The organism is Polaribacter sp. IC073 (assembly GCF_007997075.1).
GTDB lineage: Bacteria > Bacteroidota > Bacteroidia > Flavobacteriales > Flavobacteriaceae > Polaribacter.
Window position 1 is genome coordinate 105,581 of the sequence record NZ_VORS01000004.1, and the last position, 17,259, is coordinate 122,839.

A 17,259-nucleotide genomic window follows, 5' to 3' on the forward strand; every position below is an offset into this window, starting at 1 on the left:
ACAATGAAAACAGTTTACTACGTTGTTTTCTTTTCATCTGGTTTTATACAAGTATTGTGCCAAAGTTATTTTTAGTGTTATAAATTGGTGTATTGGTGCAATTATTATATTATTTAAATAAAAAAACGATTCTCGTTAAAGAATCGTTGGTTTATATCTGTTTTTAGTATTGATATTTAGTATTTCTAAAAGATAAATTATCAACTTAAAAATTTTTATACAGCATGTTTGTGTGCTTTGTAAGAAGAACGCACTAAAGCACCACTTTCTACATACATAAAGCCCATTTCTAAGCCTAAAGTTTCGTATTTCTTAAATTGATCTGGTGTTATAAATTCTTTAACAGGTAAATGTTTTTTAGAAGGTTGTAAGTACTGACCGATTGTAATTACATCGCAATGTACTTCACGTAAATCTTTCATTGTTTGTATTACTTCTTCTTCCGTTTCACCCAAACCTAACATTAAACCAGTTTTGGTACGCATTCCGTTTTCTTTTAGATATTTTAAAACACCTAAACTTCGATCGTATTTCGCTTGAATTCTAACTTCACGCGTGAGCCTTCTAACAGTTTCCATATTATGAGAAACCACTTCTGGGTGCACAGCTATAACTCTATCAATTTGTTTTGTATTTCCTTGAAAATCTGGAATTAAAGTTTCTAAGGTTGTCTTTGGGTTTGCTCTACGAATTGCATCCACAGTTTCTGCCCAAATTATAGAACCACCATCTTTTAAATCGTCTCTATCTACAGAAGTAATTACCGCATGTTTAATGCCCATAATTTTTATAGAACGTGCCACTTTTTCTGGCTCATCCCATTCTACCGTTTCTGGTCTACCGGTTTTTACACCACAGAAACCGCAAGAACGTGTACAGATATTCCCAAGAATCATAAATGTTGCAGTTCCTTCACCCCAACATTCACCCATATTTGGGCAACTACCACTCGTACAAATGGTGTTTAATTTATATTTATCTACTAAACCTCTAAGTTCTGTGTATTTTTTACCAACCGGTAACTTTACACGCAACCATTTTGGTTTTTTAGGTCTTTCAGGAAGTACTACAGATTCTATTGCCATTTCTAACTTTATTAGAATGCAAATTTACGAAGAATTATATGAAAAAAAGCGGTTAAAAGCTTTAGTAATTAAACTGATTTTTTAATGAAAAAGAATACGGGTATATTTATAAACTACCAAACAGTCCAGCTTTAAAATGTTCCCAATCAGAAATAATAATTTTAGTGATATAGCATGAAACTCACAAAATAAATATTCTTAATCTCAATTCATTTTCTTTTTTTTTGAACGTGTTTTGTTTTTTAGTTTTGAAGTCATAGCAATAATTTTACTGTGAATATATAGAGTCATTTATAAACTCATTAAAAACCAAATACTAAATCCAATTAAAAAAAGAATACCAACAATACTTAAAATTCTTAAATATATTCCTGGTCTGTGTTCTTTCGGAGTGTGTTTTCCTGTAATTAATTTATAGTTTAAAATAGCATAAAAAGGTGCCGTTAAGAAAGATAAAATAGTTGCTACTTTAACCAAGAAGCCCATATTGTCCATAAAATATTGTAAGATTAAAAACGTACCAATAAATAGGAAAATAATCCAAAACCAATAACCGTATTTTAACTCTTTATTAAATAATAATTTTGTAGTTCTATTCATTGCTCTTGGTGAAGCATCTAATGCAGTTATTGTGGTACTAAACATTGTTGTAAAAGCTGCAATAGCGATAAAAATATATGAAAACTCTCCTAGATTTTTGGTGTACAAATCAATTAACTGATTTGCAAAAATACCTGCTTTATTAGAAAAGTTTTCACCAGACTTATACATTACCAAAGCGCCTAATAATAAAAAACACATTCCTAAGAAAAGCGCACTAATATAACCTACATTAAAATCGAATATGGCAGCTGTTCTTTGCGTTTTTAGAACAGTCGTTTTATCTTTCTCTACAGACCAAATAGAGTGCCAGATAGAAATATCTAAAGGTGCTGGCATCCAACCTAAAAAGGCAATCAAGAAAGTTAATTCTACCGTACCTGAAGGAATAATTTGAGTTACATCAAAAACGTCTTTTGTGCTAAATAGCGCCATACTTACGGCTACAATTGTACTAATTGTTAGAATTACAATAATGTATTTCATTAAATTATCTAACAATTTATACTTACCAATCACTAAGAAAATTAGACTAATTCCCATCAAAATAGTCGCCCATAAAACTAAATCGTTGGTGAAACCAAAAAGTTGTGATGCTAAACCAGCAGTAACAATCGTAACCGCAGCTTGTATGGTAAACATAGTTGCAAAATTGAGAATATAATATACAATTAAAACTCCTTTGCCTAATTTTTTGTAACCGTCTAATAATGTTTCTCCAGTTGCTGCCGCATATCGTGGACCAAATTGAAAAAAAGGATATTTAAATAAATGAACTAATAACAGTGCCCAAATTAATCCGAAACCAAAATCGGCACCCGCTCTAGTAGATTGTACTAAATGTGAAACGCCAATTGCTGCTCCTGCAAATAATAAACCCGGACCTAAAGATTGTAAGAAAGATTTTCTCATAACTAAGTCCTCTTAATGATCTCTGCCAATAGCTTTTTAGCACGTAAAAGTTTCACTTTTACATTGTTCATCGGTTCGTTAATTTGGGTAGAAATTTCTTTGTAACTCAATTCTTGAAAGTACCTTAAATGAATAACTTCTTGGTATTTAGGCTTTAATTGTTTGATATCTCTTAACAATTTTGCTAAATTTTGTTCTCTAATTATTTTGTCTTCGGGTGTTGGGTTTTCATCAATCACTAAATAGACCTTTTCTTCTTGTTCTTTGGATGTTTCTGTAAAGATTGATGCATTTTTTTTCCGAAGTAAATCAATATGAATATTCTTAGAAATAGTAATTAACCATGTTTTAAAAACATACTTTTCATCGAAGGTCTTTATTTTGTCAAAAGCTTTAGAAAATGTTTGAATGGTAATATCTTCTGCATCATTCTCGCTTTTTGTACGTTTTAACTGATAATTATAAACATCTGGCCAAAAGAAATCCAATAAGAAACGAAAAGCAGATTGGTCTCCGTTTTTTGCTTTTAGGATGTATACAGCAAGATTTTTATTATTTACTTCCAATGATTTGGTTTTGAAATCAAATTAGTCATAAATATACTAAATTGAAATAATATTAAACAAATTTCTAGAAAAGGTAGAAAATAAATGACTTGAGGTTCATTTAATTTTTTCGAAGAAAAACCTACCACTATATATTGTACGAGGTAATAAGTTAGTATAATTGGTAAAATAATTTCCCAAGGATAAAAGAAAAAAAGAATAGCAGTAGAAATTAATAAAAATACTTTAGAGAAAAAAAATAATCCTAAGAAAAATTGATGCTTCTTTTTATAATAATGTGCCGTAGAAATATGACGTCTTTTTTGTTGAAACCACTCGTTTAAAGAATTTGGGGCTTCAGATTCTGTAAAACTATTTTCAGAAATACAAATTTGTGTATTTTCTTTATTAGCAGCATCTTGTATGAATAAATCATCATCGCCAGATCTAATTTTTATATGCTTTATAAAACCATTTACAGTAAAAAAAGCTGTTTTAGCATATGCAAGATTTCTGCCTACACCCATGTATGGCGATCCTAGTTTTGCGTAACTAAAATATTGAATTGCAGTTAATAAAGTCTCAAAACGAACAAAAATATTTATAAAGTCTTTGGTCTTTTTATATTTTCCGTAGCCTAAAACAATTGTTTTTTTGGTACTAAAATTCTGAGTCATTGCAGTAATCCATTCTTTGGAAACAGGTTTGCAATCTGCATCTGTAAAAAGCAAATGCTCATTTTTTGCAGCTTTAATACCTAAAGTAAGTGCGTATTTTTTATTTCCCCAAAAAGCCTCTGTATTTTCGACACTAATAATTTTAATATTAGCATTTTTTTCTTTGAAAGCTTCCATAACATCAGCAGTTTCATCAGAAGAAGCATCGTTAATTAAAACCACTTCATAGTTAGAATAATTTTGTTCTAAAATACTAGGTAAAAATTTCTGAAGATTTTTCGCTTCATTTTTGGCACAAATTACAACAGAAATAGGCATTTCTTTAGAAGCTCTTTCCTTTTTTTTATCCTTAAATAAAAAAGAAGAAAAAGAAAGATAATACATCATTTGAATTGCTGCAGAAACTACAAAACTGTAGAAAAGTACAGATATTATCATTAAAAAATAGAATTAGTTGTGTTCTGGTTCTGCACAGTCTTCATATTGTTCTGGCGTTTTACCACAAAAACCACAAGATTCACCGCTCTTATTTAACATTGGGTTCTGGCTTGCACAAGTTCCTGCAAATTTACCATCTTTTTTTGCCCAAATTTTAATTGCAATTCCTGCAACACCAAGTCCTAATAATACTAAAGTAATCAGTAATAGTTTCATAAGTAATATTTGAATTGCAAAGATACAAAAACTAACTATTTTCTTCTGTTTATTAGCATTTATTGTATGTTTACTTTTACGAATAATAGGGTGGTTAAAGGCACAAAAACCTAGTAGGGAATTAAAAGTTGATTTAGGGAGGCTCTTTTTACTGAATCACGTTCACTTCAATTTCCAAAGAAATTCTAAAGTTATTAAAAACAGTTTCTTGTATTTTTTGTGCAAGTTGATAAATTTCTTCACCAGAAGCATTGCCATAATTCACTAAAACTAAGGCTTGTTTTTCATGCACACCAGCATCGCCAAAACGTTTGCCTTTAAAACCACTTTGCTCTACCAGCCAACCGGCAGGAACTTTAACTTCTATACTAGAAACTGGGTAATTAGGCATATTCGGATGCTCTTTTTGTAGTTCTAAAAACTGTTTTTTAGAAATTACAGGATTTTTAAAAAAACTACCACTGTTTCCAATTTCTTTAGGATCTGGTAATTTCGATTTCCGAATGGCAATAACTGCATCAGAAACATCTTTTAAAGTAGGTCTTGCAATATTTTTTGAAGTCAATTCTGTTTCAATTGCTCCGTAAGAAGTATTTAATTTGTGGTCTTTTTTCGTCAATTTAAAACCAACAGAAGTTAAGATTATTTTTGCTTTATGAGAATTTTTGAAAATTGAATTTCTGTATCCAAAGTTGCAATCTTTATTAGAAAAGGTAACCAATTTACCCGTTTTAATTTCTAAACCTTCTACTTTGGTAATTACATTTTTTACTTCAACACCATAAGCACCAATATTCTGAATAGGACACGTACCAACAGTACCCGGAATTAGAGATAAATTTTCAATTCCGCCATAATTATTAGAAATACAATACAAGACAAACTCGTGCCAATTCTCGCCAGCATTTACTGTTAGATAAACAGCATTGTCATCTTCTCTATCAATAGAAATACCTTTTATATCTATGTGAATAACCAATGTTTCAATATCTTTTGTAAGTAACATATTACTTCCGCCAGAGACTAAAAAAAAGTTTTTTTCCGTTTTTAAAAGTTGTTGTAATTCATAAACGGAAGTCACAGTAATAAAACGTTTGGCAATCACAGAGATGCCAAACGTATTATAGTTTTTTAAAGGTATATTTTGTTGAATTTTCAATTAATGAGAATATTGTTTTAATGCTTCTCCTAAAATTTCTACAGATCTAATTAAATCAGCTTTGTTTAAAACATACGCCATTCTAATTTGGTTTTTTCCTTCTCCTGGAGTAGAGTAAAATCCGCTTGCAGGAGCAACCATTACTGTTTCGTTATTTACATTAAAATCTTCTAAAAGCCATTGTGCAAAATGGTCTGAATCTTTTACTGGCAATTCTGCAACACAATAAAAAGCACCTTTTGGTTTGGCAACTTTTACACCGTCAATTTTTTCTAATTCAGCAATTAACGTATTTCTTCTTGCAACATATTCTTTTTTTACATCATCAAAATAAGATTGTGGCGTATCTAAAGCAGCTTCACTTGCAATTAATGCGTACGTTGGCGGACTTAATCTTGCTTGTGCAAATTTAATAGCCGTTTTAATAAATTCTTGATTTTTAGAAACAATACAACCAATTCTTGCACCACACATGCTGTAACGTTTAGAAACAGAATCAATTACAATCGCATTATTATCTAAACCTTCTAAAGATAAAACAGACGTGTGTTTTAAACCATCGTAAGTAAATTCTCTGTATACTTCATCAGCAATTAAAAATAAATCGTGTTTTAAAACAATCTTTTTCAATTTTTCTATTTCTTCTTCAGAATATAAATAACCAGTTGGGTTACCAGGATTACAAATTAAAATTGCTTTGGTTTTAGAAGTAATTAATTTTTCAAATTCTTCTATTTTTGGCAACGCAAAGTTATTTTCAATCTTAGAAATTACAGGAACTACGGTTACACCAGAAGCTGTAGAAAAACCATTGTAATTTGCGTAAAATGGTTCTGGAATAATAATTTCATCTCCCGGATCTGTAATACTACCAATAGTAAATAATAAAGCTTCAGAACCACCAGTTGTTGCAATAATATTATTTGCAGTAACAGGTATATTGTTCTTTACATAGTACTTCGCTAACTTCGTTCTGTATTCTTCAGAACCTTCCGAACGAGCATAAGAAAGTGTTTCTATAGTATTATTTTTTACAGCATCTAAAGCAACTTGAGGTGTTTTAATATCTGGTTGCCCAATATTCAAATGAAAAACTTTAACTCCTCTTTTCTTTGCATCTTCTGCATATGGCACCAATTTTCTAATTGGCGATTCTGGCATTTGTATTCCTTTTCTAGATATTGAAGGCATAATATTGTTTTTTGTAAAATTTATCTCTGCAAATTTGCAAAATATATTCTACAACATCCATCATTTTATTGAAACTTTAACTGTTAATTTTTAAATAAAAAAGAATTTCTACTAATTTTTTTTTTGTATTTTTAGAAACATCAGAAAAATAATCGACTTGTATAAAAAAAGTTTTTTCCTATTTCTACTTATATTTACTGTAATATTTAACAGTAATTCTCAAAACGGATTCCGTTTTAAAGATAAAACGGAAAGCAGACAAAAAGTTTCTTTTAGGTTGATACATAATTTAATTGTTATTCCTTTAGAAATTAATGGCAGCACACTTTCCTTTATTTTAGACACTGGCGTTCATAAAACGGTTATTTTTAATCTTTCTGAAAATGATAGCATCAACTTTTTAAATTCTGAAAAAATAAATTTAAGAGGTCTTGGTGGTGGTGCACCTGTGGCTGCAATAATAGCTAGAAATAATAAGATGACTGTTAAAGGTTTGGTAGGAGCTAATGAAACCATCTACGTAATTCTAAAAGATTTTTTCGATTTGTCGAGTAAAATAGGAACTACCATCCATGGAATTATTGGCTATGATTTACTAAAAAATTTCATTGTCAAAATTAATTACAAGAGCAAAAAATTAATTTTTTACAAGCCTGATACTTATACCTATAAAAAATGTAGAAAATGTGAAGTTTTACCCATTCAGTTTTATCGGAATAAACCATTTGTAGATATTAAGGTGCAATTAGATACTATTGGTACGAAATTCACAAACGTAAAAATGTTAGTAGATTCTGGAGGGAGCGACGCAATTTGGCTTTTTGAAAATTCGAAGTTAGAAATTAAAACACCCAAAAGGTATTTTAATGATATTTTAGGAGAAGGTTTAAGCGGTACTATTTTTGGAAATCGAAGTAGAATTCCGAAGCTTAAAATAGGAAACTTTGAGATAGAAAAACCAACAGCTTCTTTTTTAGACTCACTTTCTACACTAAACGCAAGAAAACTAAAAAACAGAAATGGCAGTATCGGTGGTAATATTCTAAAAAGATTTATTGTTTGGGTAGATTACCCAAACAAAAAAATAACTCTTAAGAAAAACGGCTCTTTCAAATCGGGTTTTAATTACAACATGAGTGGTTTAGATATTGTTTATAATGGCAAACAATTAATAAAGGTAGCAACTACTAAATTAGCATCAGATGCGTATTCTAATTCATTAGACGCAAAAAACACCGTTTCTCTTGTGAGTAGTTTTGTTTATAAATTTAAATCGACCTATATAATTAAAGGGGTTGTTAAAAATTCTGTAGCAGACAAAGCAGGTTTAAAAGCAGGAGATCTTATTTTAGCAATTAATAGAGAACCAGCACACAGTTATACTTTAAATGACATTATTTTAAAACTACAAGAAAAAGAAAATAAAAAAATACGAATTAAAGTAGCAAGAGAAGGTGTTACAATGACCCTTCAGTTTCGTTTAGAAAAAAGAATTTAATTATTTAAAAGCATGCTCTTTTCTTTTTCAAAAAGTTTTTCTTTTGTGATATAACCTCTAATTTTTAAAATTTTTCTTGCAGATTTAGCATTTGAAAGAATTGTAATTTGTTTAGAAAAACCACCAATTATATTTGTGTTGTAGGCCACTTTTATTTTTCCTTTTTCCCCAGGCATAATCGGTTTTTCTGGTTTTTCAGGAACGGTACAACCACAAGAAGATTGTATGTTTTTTATAAGTAAAGGAGCATCACCAATGTTTATAAAAACAAAAGTTCTTTCTCCATTAGTACCTTTATTTATTTTTCCATAATCAATTGTTTCCTTTTCAAATTTAAATTCTTGTGAATTCATAGAAAAAGTAATAAAAAGTAGGCCTAAAAATATTCCGAATGCTTTCATAATACATGTTATAGAATGTGAAATTAAGACTAATAATTTGTTTTAAAAAATCAACTACTAATTTTCACTACAAAATAGAGTTTTGTATTTTTGCGAACGATATCTCAAAAACGATTCCAAAGTATGACAATTCCATCTAAATATGATGCAAGCCAAGTAGAAGACAAATGGTATGACTACTGGATGAAAAATAATTATTTTCATTCGACGCCAGATGATAGAGAACCTTATACAATTGTAATTCCACCTCCAAATGTAACAGGAGTTTTGCATATGGGGCATATGTTGAATAATACAATTCAAGATGTGTTAATTAGACGTGCACGTTTATTAGGTAAAAATGCGTGTTGGGTTCCGGGTACAGATCATGCATCTATTGCTACCGAAGCAAAAGTTGTAGCCAAGTTAAAGGAACAAGGAATTAGTAAAAACGATTTAACACGTGAAGAGTTTTTACAACATGCATTTGATTGGAAAGATGAATATGGGGGTAAAATTCTAGAACAATTAAAAAAGTTAGGAGCTTCTTGCGATTGGGAAAGAACTGCGTTTACAATGGACCCAGAAATGTCTGAATCTGTAATTAAGGTTTTTGTAGATTTATACAACAAAGGTTTAATTTATAGAGGTTACAGAATGGTAAACTGGGATCCTGAAGCTAAAACGACACTTTCTGATGAAGAAGTAATTCATGAAGAAAGACAAGGAAACCTATATTACTTAAAATATAAAATTGAAGGATCTGAGGATACGTTAACCATTGCAACGACAAGACCTGAAACTATTTTTGGCGATACTGCTATTTGTATCAATCCAAATGATGAACGTTTTACGCATTTAAAAGGCAAGAAAGCAATTGTGCCGCTTTGTGGTAGAATTATCCCTATTATAGAAGATGAGTACGTTGATGTAGAATTTGGTACAGGTTGTTTAAAAGTTACGCCTGCGCACGATGAAAATGATAAAAATTTAGGAGATAAGCACAAACTAGAAGTTATTGATATTTTTAATGATGATGCTTCTTTAAATTCCTTCGGATTGCATTATCAAGGGAAAGATAGATTTGTAGTTCGTACAGAAATTAGCAAAGAATTAGAAGAAAAGGGCTTTTTAGTAAAGACAGAAGTTCATACAAACAAAGTAGGAACCTCAGAAAGAACAAAAGCGGTTATAGAACCTAGATTGTCAGATCAATGGTTTTTAAAGATGAAAGATTTAGCAAAGCCTGCAATTGATGCAGTTTTAGGCGAAGATGCAGAAATCAATTTATATCCAAAGAAATTCGAAAATACCTACCGTCATTGGATGGAGAATGTGCGTGATTGGAATATTTCTCGTCAGCTTTGGTGGGGACAACAAATTCCTGCATACTTCTACGGAGACGGAAAAGAAGATTTTGTAGTTGCAGAAAATATTGATGATGCTGTAGTTCTTGCTCAAGAAAAAACAAAAAACACTGCACTTTCGGCATCAGACCTTACACAAGATGAAGATGCATTAGATACTTGGTTTTCTTCTTGGTTGTGGCCAATGTCTGTTTTCGACGGAATTAGAAATCCAGAAAACGAAGAAATTAAATACTATTACCCAACTAACGATTTAGTTACCGGACCAGATATTTTGTTTTTCTGGGTAGCAAGAATGATTGTTGCAGGATATGAATATAAAGGCGAAAAACCTTTTAATAATGTGTATTTAACGGGTTTGGTTAGAGACAAACAAAGACGTAAAATGTCTAAATCTTTAGGGAATTCGCCAGATGCCTTAAAATTAATTGACGATTATGGAGCAGATGGCGTACGAGTTGGATTGTTGCTAAGTTCAGCAGCCGGAAACGACTTAATGTTTGAAGAAGACTTATGCCAGCAAGGAAAAGGGTTTGCAAATAAAATTTGGAATGCTTTCCGTTTGATAAAAGGTTGGGAAGTAGATGTTACTTTGCCACAACCAGAAACTTCTAAAAGTGGTTTGGTTTGGTATGAAGCAAAGTTTCAAAAAACGTTGGCAGAAATAGAAGATCATTTCTCTAAGTATCGTTTGTCTGATGCTTTAATGGCAATTTATAAATTAATAAATGATGATTTTTCATCTTGGTTATTAGAGATTGTAAAACCTGCATATCAACAACCAATAGATAAAAGAACTTTTGATGCAATTATTGAAGTTTTAGAAAATAACTTAAAAGTATTGCATCCGTTCATGCCGTTTTTAACGGAAGATATTTGGCAATATATAGCAGATAGAACGCCAGAAGAAGCCCTAATTATTGCAAAATATCCAGTGATTAAAGATTTTGATGCAAAAATTATTGAAGATTTTGAATTCGCAACCGGAGTTGTGTCAGGAATAAGAACCATCAGAAAAGATAAAAACATTTCTTTTAAAGATGCTGTAGAATTATTTGTAATTGATAATGATAAGAGTTCTAAAGAATTTGATGCTGTTATTCAAAAATTAACAAATACATCAATTATAAACTACGTTATAGAAAAAGTAGAAGGAGCTTCATTTAGAGTGAAGTCTAATGAATATTTTGTACCTATTTCTATAGAAAATATTGATGTAGAAGCAGAAATTAAAAAATTAGAAGCAGAATTAAAAAGAGCAGAAGGTTTCTTATTCGGCATTACAAAAAAGTTGTCTAATGAACGTTTTGTGTCTAATGCACCAGAACAAGTAATTGTAATAGAACGTAAAAAAGAAGCAGATACTGTTGCTAAGATAGAAACGATTAAAAGTAGTTTGAATTCACTACAATAAGTTTTTTTTAAATTGTTTTAGAAAGTAAAAGTCCATGAAAACTAGTTTTCATGGACTTTTTTATTGCTCAATTTAAATTAAATAAAAAAACATCAATGTTTTTGTAGGGTTTTTTTGTGCTCAGTTGTTATAATTATATAGTATAATTTAAGAACAAGGTAACCGTTTAATGGTTATGTAATTTAAACTAATTAATTATGAAAAAACTAATTATTCCAGTTGTAGCAATTTCTTTATTGGCAACTTCATGTGTTTCAAAAAAAAAGTATGCAGCTTTAGAAAGTCAGTATAAGGACACGAAAGGAAACCTTCAGAAAACAACCTTAGAAAAAGAAGCGTTAGAAGGTAAGTTTGCAAAAATTGAAAACAGAGTTGCAGATTATAATGAGAAAATTAATTCTTTAAAAGGTGACAACGTTACGTTGCAAAATGAGAATGATGTTAAATTAGAGATGGTTGGTAATACAGCTGTTATTTCTAATAAGACAAGAGCAACCATGAGAGCAACATTGTCTAAAGTAGATCCGTCTGTTTTGGCAAATGCGACCACATTAAAAGATTCTTTAAATCTTGCGATTTCTTACAATTTAAAGAATAAGATGAATACAGAAGATTTTAATAATTCAGATGATATTAATATCGATATTGACCAAACCGTAGTAATGATTTCTGTTTCTGATAAACTGTTATTTAACAACGCTAGTTATAGAGTTAAAAAAGGTGCATTTAAGTTAATAGAGAAATTAGCAAATGTAATTAAGTCTGAACCAAGTATGGATGTTATGATTGAAGGACACACAGATTCTAGAACCATAAATAATGCTGCTGTTCAAGATAATTGGGATCTAAGTGTAAAGAGGGCTACTTCTATTGTAAGACTTTTAGAAAGTAAATATAAGGTAGACGGAAGTAGATTAATTGCTTCTGGTAGAGGCTCTACAATGCCTTTAGTAGAAAATACAACCAATGCAAATAGAGCAAAAAATAGAAGAACAAGAATTGTAATTCTACCTAATTTAGATAAGTTTTTTGCATTATTAGCTAGTGACCAACCCTTAGATAAATAATTGTTTTATTTTTAAAAATAAAAAAATCGTCCAAATTTGGGCGATTTTTTTATCCTATAATATTTGGGCACTATTTTATCTTTAATTTTTTTTATCGTGGTTTTTATAAAATTGCATTATTATAAAAGAACCAATAAATGAAGAAGCCATACCTTCGATTACTAAAGTAATTATAATTTCTGGCAATGATAAACTACCTCCAATTAAAAAGGAGTTACTCATTACAGAGATAAAATTTGGGTTTATAAATTGAATGTATACAATAATACCCGCTATGGATAAAAATACAGCTAGGGCAGAAGTTCTAATTCCAATCCCTAAATTTGTCATGTAGTTAGTTTCTTTATTTACAAAGACACTTTCCTTAATGGCTAAATAAATACCCAAGAGTACAAAAACTAAGTTTAAGAACCTTAAAAACGGATTCTCTTCTAGCCCAAGTAAGGTAGATACCAGAAAAAAGCCACCAATTAATAGCGTTATTACTAGAGCATTTTTTATTATAATCTTATCTGACGACATGTTGTTTATTTTTTTTGGTTAATTATTAAACAAATTTAAGGAAAAATGTGGCTTCTATCCTTACTAATTTCAAATTCTTAAAGATAATTTTTTATTATGTTCGCATTAGGCAATGCAAAAAGCTCAAAAAAAAGATTTTTTGAGCAAAGTAGATAAAAGACCAAGTTTCAGCTCGGTTTTATCTTATAATGGTTTTCTACCAGAGATAATATTATACAAGATAACAATTACTGCTATCACTAATAACGTATGAAGAAGGCTACTTGTTCCAATCCCAGGAACAATACCTAGCATTCCTAATGCCCAAACAATAATACAAACTACGGCTACAAGCCACAAAATACTTCTCATAATACTTAATTTTTTTGTTCACACAAAGCTATAATAATTATAGGATGAAGTTTAACGCTATCCATTTAAATATTATCTTTGATACTTATACAAAGTGTTTATGAAAATTATTGCAATGATTCCTGCACGCTACAGTGCATCTCGTTTTCCTGGTAAATTAATGAAAGATTTAGGAGGTAAAACTGTAATTCAAAGAACCTACGAGGCAGCTGTACATACGAAGTTATTTGCGGAAGTTTATGTCGTTACAGATTCAGAAATTATTAGAGAAAATATTTCGAATGCTGGCGGAAACGTAATCATGAGTAAAAAGGAACACGAATGTGGTTCTGATAGAATTGCAGAAGCAGTAGCATTTATAACAGCAGATATTGTTATTAATGTACAAGGAGATGAACCTTTCATAGACGAAGAGTCTTTGTCTAAATTAATTGCTGTTTTTAAAGAAGACACAAAGAAAGAAATTGACTTAGCTTCTTTAAAAGTACAAATAACAAATAAAGAAGACATCGAAAATCCGAATAATGTAAAAGTTATTACAGATGTAAATAATTTAGCAATTTACTTTTCTCGAAGTGTAATTCCGTTTCATAGAGATAAAGACATTGCTGTAAAGTACTACAAGCACAAAGGTGTGTATGCGTTTAGAAAGCAAGCATTGTTAGACTTTTACAATACACCAATGACACCATTAGAGGCTTCAGAAAAAATTGAAGCGATAAGGTATCAAGAAATTGGTAAGAAAATAAAAATGGTAGAAACCACTGTTGAAGCTGTTGGTATCGATACACCAGAAGATTTAGAAAAAGCAAAAAAATACTTAAACCTGCAGTAATGTTCGAAGATATAAAAGTAATCGCTTTTGATGCAGATGATACTTTGTGGGTAAATGAAACGTATTTTAGGGAAGCAGAAGAAGTTTTTGCAGAATTACTTTCTAAATATGAAACTAAAAATAAAATAGATCAAGAATTATTTAAAACTGAAATCAAAAATTTAGCTATTTACGGATACGGAATTAAAGGGTTTGTTTTGTCTATGATAGAATGTGCTTTAGAACTCTCTAATTATAAACTACCACAAGAAACCATAGAGAAAATACTAGATATTGGTAAAGAGATGTTAGAAAAGCCAATTGAATTATTAAATGGAGTAGAAGAGGTATTGCAAAGTTTACAAGGCAAGTATAAATTGATTGTTGCTACAAAAGGCGATTTATTAGATCAAGAAAGAAAGTTAGAGCATTCTAATTTATTAGATTATTTTCACCATATAGAAGTAATGAGTGATAAAAAGGAGCGAGATTATTTAAAGTTAGTAAAACATTTAGATGTTGAACCCTCACAATTATTAATGATTGGTAATTCTTTAAAGTCTGATGTTTTACCGTTGTTAGAGATTGGTGCAGCTGCAATTCATGTGCCATTTCACACTACTTGGGTTCATGAAGAAGTGTCTTTAGAAGTGCAAGAACAAACAGATTATAAAACCTTAAGAAATATCAAAGAACTTATAACGCTCTTTTAAATAAATAAGCTAACTTTGCACCTTTAAAATTAAAACAAATTATGGCTAGCATAAAAAACTTAAAAAAAGATATTAATTACACTTTAGGAGATATTATTGGATTTGTTTCTGAAAAAGTAGATGTAAAAGGAGATAATAAAGAAGTTGAAGCAATTATAGATGAAACTATAAATACTTTTGACGCTTTAATAGCAAAAATTAACAAAAAAGGTGTTGAGAACAAGAAAGCACATTACAGAGAAGTAAGTGCCGATTTAGAGGTTAAAGCGAATGCGTTAGTTGCTAAAATTAACAAGCTTTAAATCTTAACATTTTTTAAACATTTTTTTAACTACCATCAACACATCGTTGATGGTTTTTTTTAGTAACTTTGGTTAAGCTATAATAAACATACTATTATGTGCGTTATAACTATTAAATACTAAGAAATATGGCGAGAGCAATGTTCGAATACACGAAAACTGTATTAAAGAAGGTTAGTTTCAATTCAGAATTATTTTGTAAAGAATTAAAAAAAGGCTTAGAAAGTTTGTTACCTTATGAAAGAGATGAGTTAACAATTTGGTTAAAAAGCTTTATAGCAAATAAACCAGAGTTATTAATTTGTATGGCTCTGCTAAAATAAAAAAAAAGAGGCATAATGCCTCTTTTTTTATTTTAACAATATATATACTATTCTTTAGCTTTCCTTCCTTTGCCGTATTTACGCATTAATTCTCTTGCGAATTCTCTCTCCGAAAGGTGAAGTTTCATAATTTTTTTATAAGAAAGAAATTTAGAAACCGTTGTGTTAAAATCTATTTTTCCTGCCACCATCTTTTTTTCTAAATCTAGTTTTAATAGGACTAATTTTTTTGCTTGAGATTCGTCTAAGTTGTTTAAATCTCCAACTTCTTTAATCTTTTTTTTAAACTCTAGTCTAACTTTAGTTCTTAGAAGATCTATTTCTTCTTCATGTTTGTTATACACAGGCCAGAATTTTTCTGCTTCCATAGAAGTAAGTTTTAATTCTTGTGTAAGAAAAGCAACTTTTAACGCCTTAATTTTATCTCGACTTTCTTGACTATGCTGCCCAAAAGCTTGAAAAGCTGTAAGAAAAAGTGTTAGAATTATAGTGTATTTTTTCATATTAATAGTTATCATTTAATAAAGAGGAGTTTTCAGAATCGATAATATATTCCTCAATATCATTATTATTTATATCTGTTAAGGCAAAATCATTTTCGTTTGTAATTTCACGCTGTAAAAGAGCCGCAAAATCTTCATCAGATAGTTCATTCGCGTTTTCTAAAACCCAATTTTCTATATCTGAATGTGCTAAGTTTTCAAAACTAACTTCTTTTGTACTTTGTAGACTCAAGTAGTTAAGACTTAAAAACAAGGCTAAGGAAGCTGCTGCTGCCATGGGAATGTATTTTAATAATTTGCTTTTTAAAGAAATAACTTTTACTTCTTTATTAGGTACTATTTTCTCGGTAATTGAGGCTTCTAATTCTTCAAAATAATTTTCGGGAATTGTAAAACCATTTTCTTTCGGAAGTTTATCTTCAGTAAGAAAAGAAGCAAGTTGATCTTCTGCACCGCTTAAATAATTTTTAGGTGCAGAAAAACCAGTCTTTTTATTCAGTACTGATTTTAAGAAATCTTCGCTATTTCTAATTTTATTGTCCATGTTACTATTTAGACCTTAATTTTTATGAAAGGTTTAATCAGTTTTGTTTTTTATATAACTTTCAATTTTCTTAACTGCGTGAAAATAAGATGCTTTCAATGCACCAACAGAAGTTTCTAAGATCTCAGACATTTCAGAATACTTAATCTCATCAAAATATTTCATGTTAAAAACTAACTGTTGTTTTTGTGGTAAAGTAGCAATTGCTTTTTGTAAAATTAGCTGAATTTCATCCCCAGAAAAATACACATCACTTTCTAAAGTAGCAGCTAATTGTTCTTGTATTTCAGAAATATCTACATTCCTTTCTTTTGCACGTTTGTTTATAAAGGTGATGGCTTCATTGGTCGCAATTCTATACATCCAAGAAAACAATTTGCTTTCTTGATTAAATTTACCAATATTTCTATAAATTTTTATGAATGTATTTTGTAAAACATCATCTGTATCATCATGAGAAATTACAATTTTACGTATGTGCCAATACAAGCGTTCTTTATATAGAGAAATTAATTCCCTGAACGCTTTTTCTCTTGTTTGAACATTTTTTAGCTGTTCTATTAAAACAATTTCGTCTGTCAAGTACGTTTTTTTTAATTAGACAAAATGTTTTCTAAAAGGTTTAATCGTAAAATTAG

The 17,259-nt window shown here is 29.9% G+C and carries 20 protein-coding genes; 7 read left to right on the forward strand and 13 right to left on the reverse strand.

Going from position 1 to position 17,259, the window contains the following annotated elements; all coding sequences use genetic code 11:
• Positions 1–215: 215 nt before the first annotated feature.
• The 7 genes from lipA to ES045_RS07430 all read right to left on the reverse strand — a co-directional run bounded on the left by lipA (position 216) and on the right by ES045_RS07430 (position 6,823).
• Positions 216–1,085: a lipoyl synthase gene (gene lipA / locus ES045_RS07400; RefSeq protein WP_147114783.1), complete on the reverse strand. Its 870-nt coding sequence runs from the start codon at positions 1,083–1,085 to the stop codon at positions 216–218.
• Between the two features lie 291 nt (positions 1,086–1,376).
• A complete protein-coding gene (locus tag ES045_RS07405; RefSeq protein ID WP_147114786.1) occupies positions 1,377–2,597 on the reverse strand; it encodes an Nramp family divalent metal transporter in 1,221 nt (406 codons plus the stop codon).
• Positions 2,598–2,599: 2 nt separating this feature from the next.
• A complete protein-coding gene (locus ES045_RS07410) occupies positions 2,600–3,163 on the reverse strand; it encodes an RNA polymerase sigma factor (protein ID WP_147114788.1) in 564 nt (187 codons plus the stop codon).
• Entirely contained in the window at positions 3,154–4,257 is a 1,104-nt protein-coding gene (locus ES045_RS07415; RefSeq protein ID WP_147114790.1) for a glycosyltransferase, read from the reverse strand. Before ES045_RS07415 ends, ES045_RS07410 begins: the two co-directional genes overlap by 10 nt.
• Before the next feature lie 12 nt (positions 4,258–4,269).
• On the reverse strand, positions 4,270–4,473 hold the full coding sequence (locus ES045_RS07420) for a membrane or secreted protein (protein WP_147114793.1): 204 nt from the start codon (positions 4,471–4,473) through the stop codon (positions 4,270–4,272).
• A 148-nt stretch (positions 4,474–4,621) separates the two neighbouring features.
• Positions 4,622–5,632, reverse strand: coding sequence for a UDP-N-acetylmuramate dehydrogenase (gene murB, locus ES045_RS07425; RefSeq protein WP_147114796.1), 1,011 nt, complete (start codon positions 5,630–5,632; stop codon positions 4,622–4,624).
• Positions 5,633–6,823 (reverse strand): pyridoxal phosphate-dependent aminotransferase, encoded by a 1,191-nt coding sequence (locus ES045_RS07430; protein WP_147114800.1) that lies wholly within the window; start codon positions 6,821–6,823, stop codon positions 5,633–5,635.
• Positions 6,824–7,100: 277 nt separating this feature from the next.
• Between ES045_RS07430 and ES045_RS07435 the strand changes: the two genes are divergently transcribed.
• Positions 7,101–8,321, forward strand: a complete 1,221-nt coding sequence (locus ES045_RS07435) for an aspartyl protease family protein (RefSeq protein ID WP_223267203.1) — start codon at positions 7,101–7,103, stop codon at positions 8,319–8,321.
• On the opposite strand, the gene ES045_RS07440 is transcribed toward ES045_RS07435, so the two are convergent.
• The gene (locus ES045_RS07440) at positions 8,318–8,722 is read right to left on the reverse strand and encodes a DUF1573 domain-containing protein (protein WP_147114805.1); all 405 of its coding nucleotides are present in this window, start codon (positions 8,720–8,722) and stop codon (positions 8,318–8,320) included. The genes ES045_RS07435 and ES045_RS07440 overlap by 4 nt on opposite strands.
• Before the next feature lie 123 nt (positions 8,723–8,845).
• Here ES045_RS07440 and ES045_RS07445 point away from each other — a divergent pair, with 123 nt between their 5' ends.
• Together ES045_RS07445 and ES045_RS07450 are read left to right on the forward strand one after the other, a co-directional pair.
• Positions 8,846–11,482: a valine--tRNA ligase gene (locus ES045_RS07445; protein ID WP_147114808.1), complete on the forward strand. Its 2,637-nt coding sequence runs from the start codon at positions 8,846–8,848 to the stop codon at positions 11,480–11,482.
• A gap of 197 nt (positions 11,483–11,679) precedes the next feature.
• Positions 11,680–12,549 carry a flagellar motor protein MotB gene (locus ES045_RS07450; protein WP_147114811.1) on the forward strand — a complete coding sequence of 290 codons (870 nt, stop codon included), beginning with the start codon at positions 11,680–11,682 and terminating at the stop codon, positions 12,547–12,549.
• Between the two features lie 81 nt (positions 12,550–12,630).
• Here the strand turns inward: ES045_RS07450 and ES045_RS07455 are convergent, their stop codons facing one another.
• Both ES045_RS07455 and ES045_RS07460 read right to left on the reverse strand, forming a co-directional pair.
• Positions 12,631–13,071 carry a hypothetical protein gene (locus tag ES045_RS07455; RefSeq protein WP_147114813.1) on the reverse strand — a complete coding sequence of 147 codons (441 nt, stop codon included), beginning with the start codon at positions 13,069–13,071 and terminating at the stop codon, positions 12,631–12,633.
• 183 nt (positions 13,072–13,254) lie between these two features.
• Positions 13,255–13,422, reverse strand: coding sequence for a lmo0937 family membrane protein (locus ES045_RS07460; protein WP_147114816.1), 168 nt, complete (start codon positions 13,420–13,422; stop codon positions 13,255–13,257).
• Between the two features lie 100 nt (positions 13,423–13,522).
• On the opposite strand from ES045_RS07460, the gene kdsB reads away from it, so the two are divergent.
• The 4 genes from kdsB to ES045_RS16610 all read left to right on the forward strand — a co-directional run bounded on the left by kdsB (position 13,523) and on the right by ES045_RS16610 (position 15,574).
• Complete coding sequence (gene kdsB, locus ES045_RS07465) at positions 13,523–14,257, forward strand: 3-deoxy-manno-octulosonate cytidylyltransferase (RefSeq protein WP_147114819.1); 735 nt, start codon at positions 13,523–13,525, stop codon at positions 14,255–14,257.
• Positions 14,257–14,949: an HAD family hydrolase gene (locus tag ES045_RS07470; RefSeq protein WP_147114822.1), complete on the forward strand. Its 693-nt coding sequence runs from the start codon at positions 14,257–14,259 to the stop codon at positions 14,947–14,949. Before kdsB ends, ES045_RS07470 begins: the two co-directional genes overlap by 1 nt.
• A gap of 41 nt (positions 14,950–14,990) precedes the next feature.
• Positions 14,991–15,251 carry a hypothetical protein gene (locus ES045_RS07475; RefSeq protein ID WP_147114825.1) on the forward strand — a complete coding sequence of 87 codons (261 nt, stop codon included), beginning with the start codon at positions 14,991–14,993 and terminating at the stop codon, positions 15,249–15,251.
• Positions 15,252–15,379: 128 nt separating this feature from the next.
• Complete coding sequence (locus ES045_RS16610; protein WP_147114828.1) at positions 15,380–15,574, forward strand: hypothetical protein; 195 nt, start codon at positions 15,380–15,382, stop codon at positions 15,572–15,574.
• A 47-nt stretch (positions 15,575–15,621) separates the two neighbouring features.
• Here the strand turns inward: ES045_RS16610 and ES045_RS07485 are convergent, their stop codons facing one another.
• Genes ES045_RS07485 through ES045_RS07495 form a run of 3 tightly spaced genes read right to left on the reverse strand, consistent with a single transcriptional unit; the run spans position 15,622 to position 17,203 of the window.
• The gene (locus ES045_RS07485) at positions 15,622–16,077 is read right to left on the reverse strand and encodes a sensor of ECF-type sigma factor (protein WP_147114831.1); all 456 of its coding nucleotides are present in this window, start codon (positions 16,075–16,077) and stop codon (positions 15,622–15,624) included.
• A 1-nt stretch (position 16,078) separates the two neighbouring features.
• Positions 16,079–16,621 (reverse strand): hypothetical protein, encoded by a 543-nt coding sequence (locus ES045_RS07490; RefSeq protein WP_147114834.1) that lies wholly within the window; start codon positions 16,619–16,621, stop codon positions 16,079–16,081.
• Positions 16,622–16,654: 33 nt separating this feature from the next.
• Positions 16,655–17,203: an RNA polymerase sigma factor gene (locus ES045_RS07495; RefSeq protein ID WP_147114837.1), complete on the reverse strand. Its 549-nt coding sequence runs from the start codon at positions 17,201–17,203 to the stop codon at positions 16,655–16,657.
• Between the last annotated feature and the right edge of the window lie 56 nt (positions 17,204–17,259).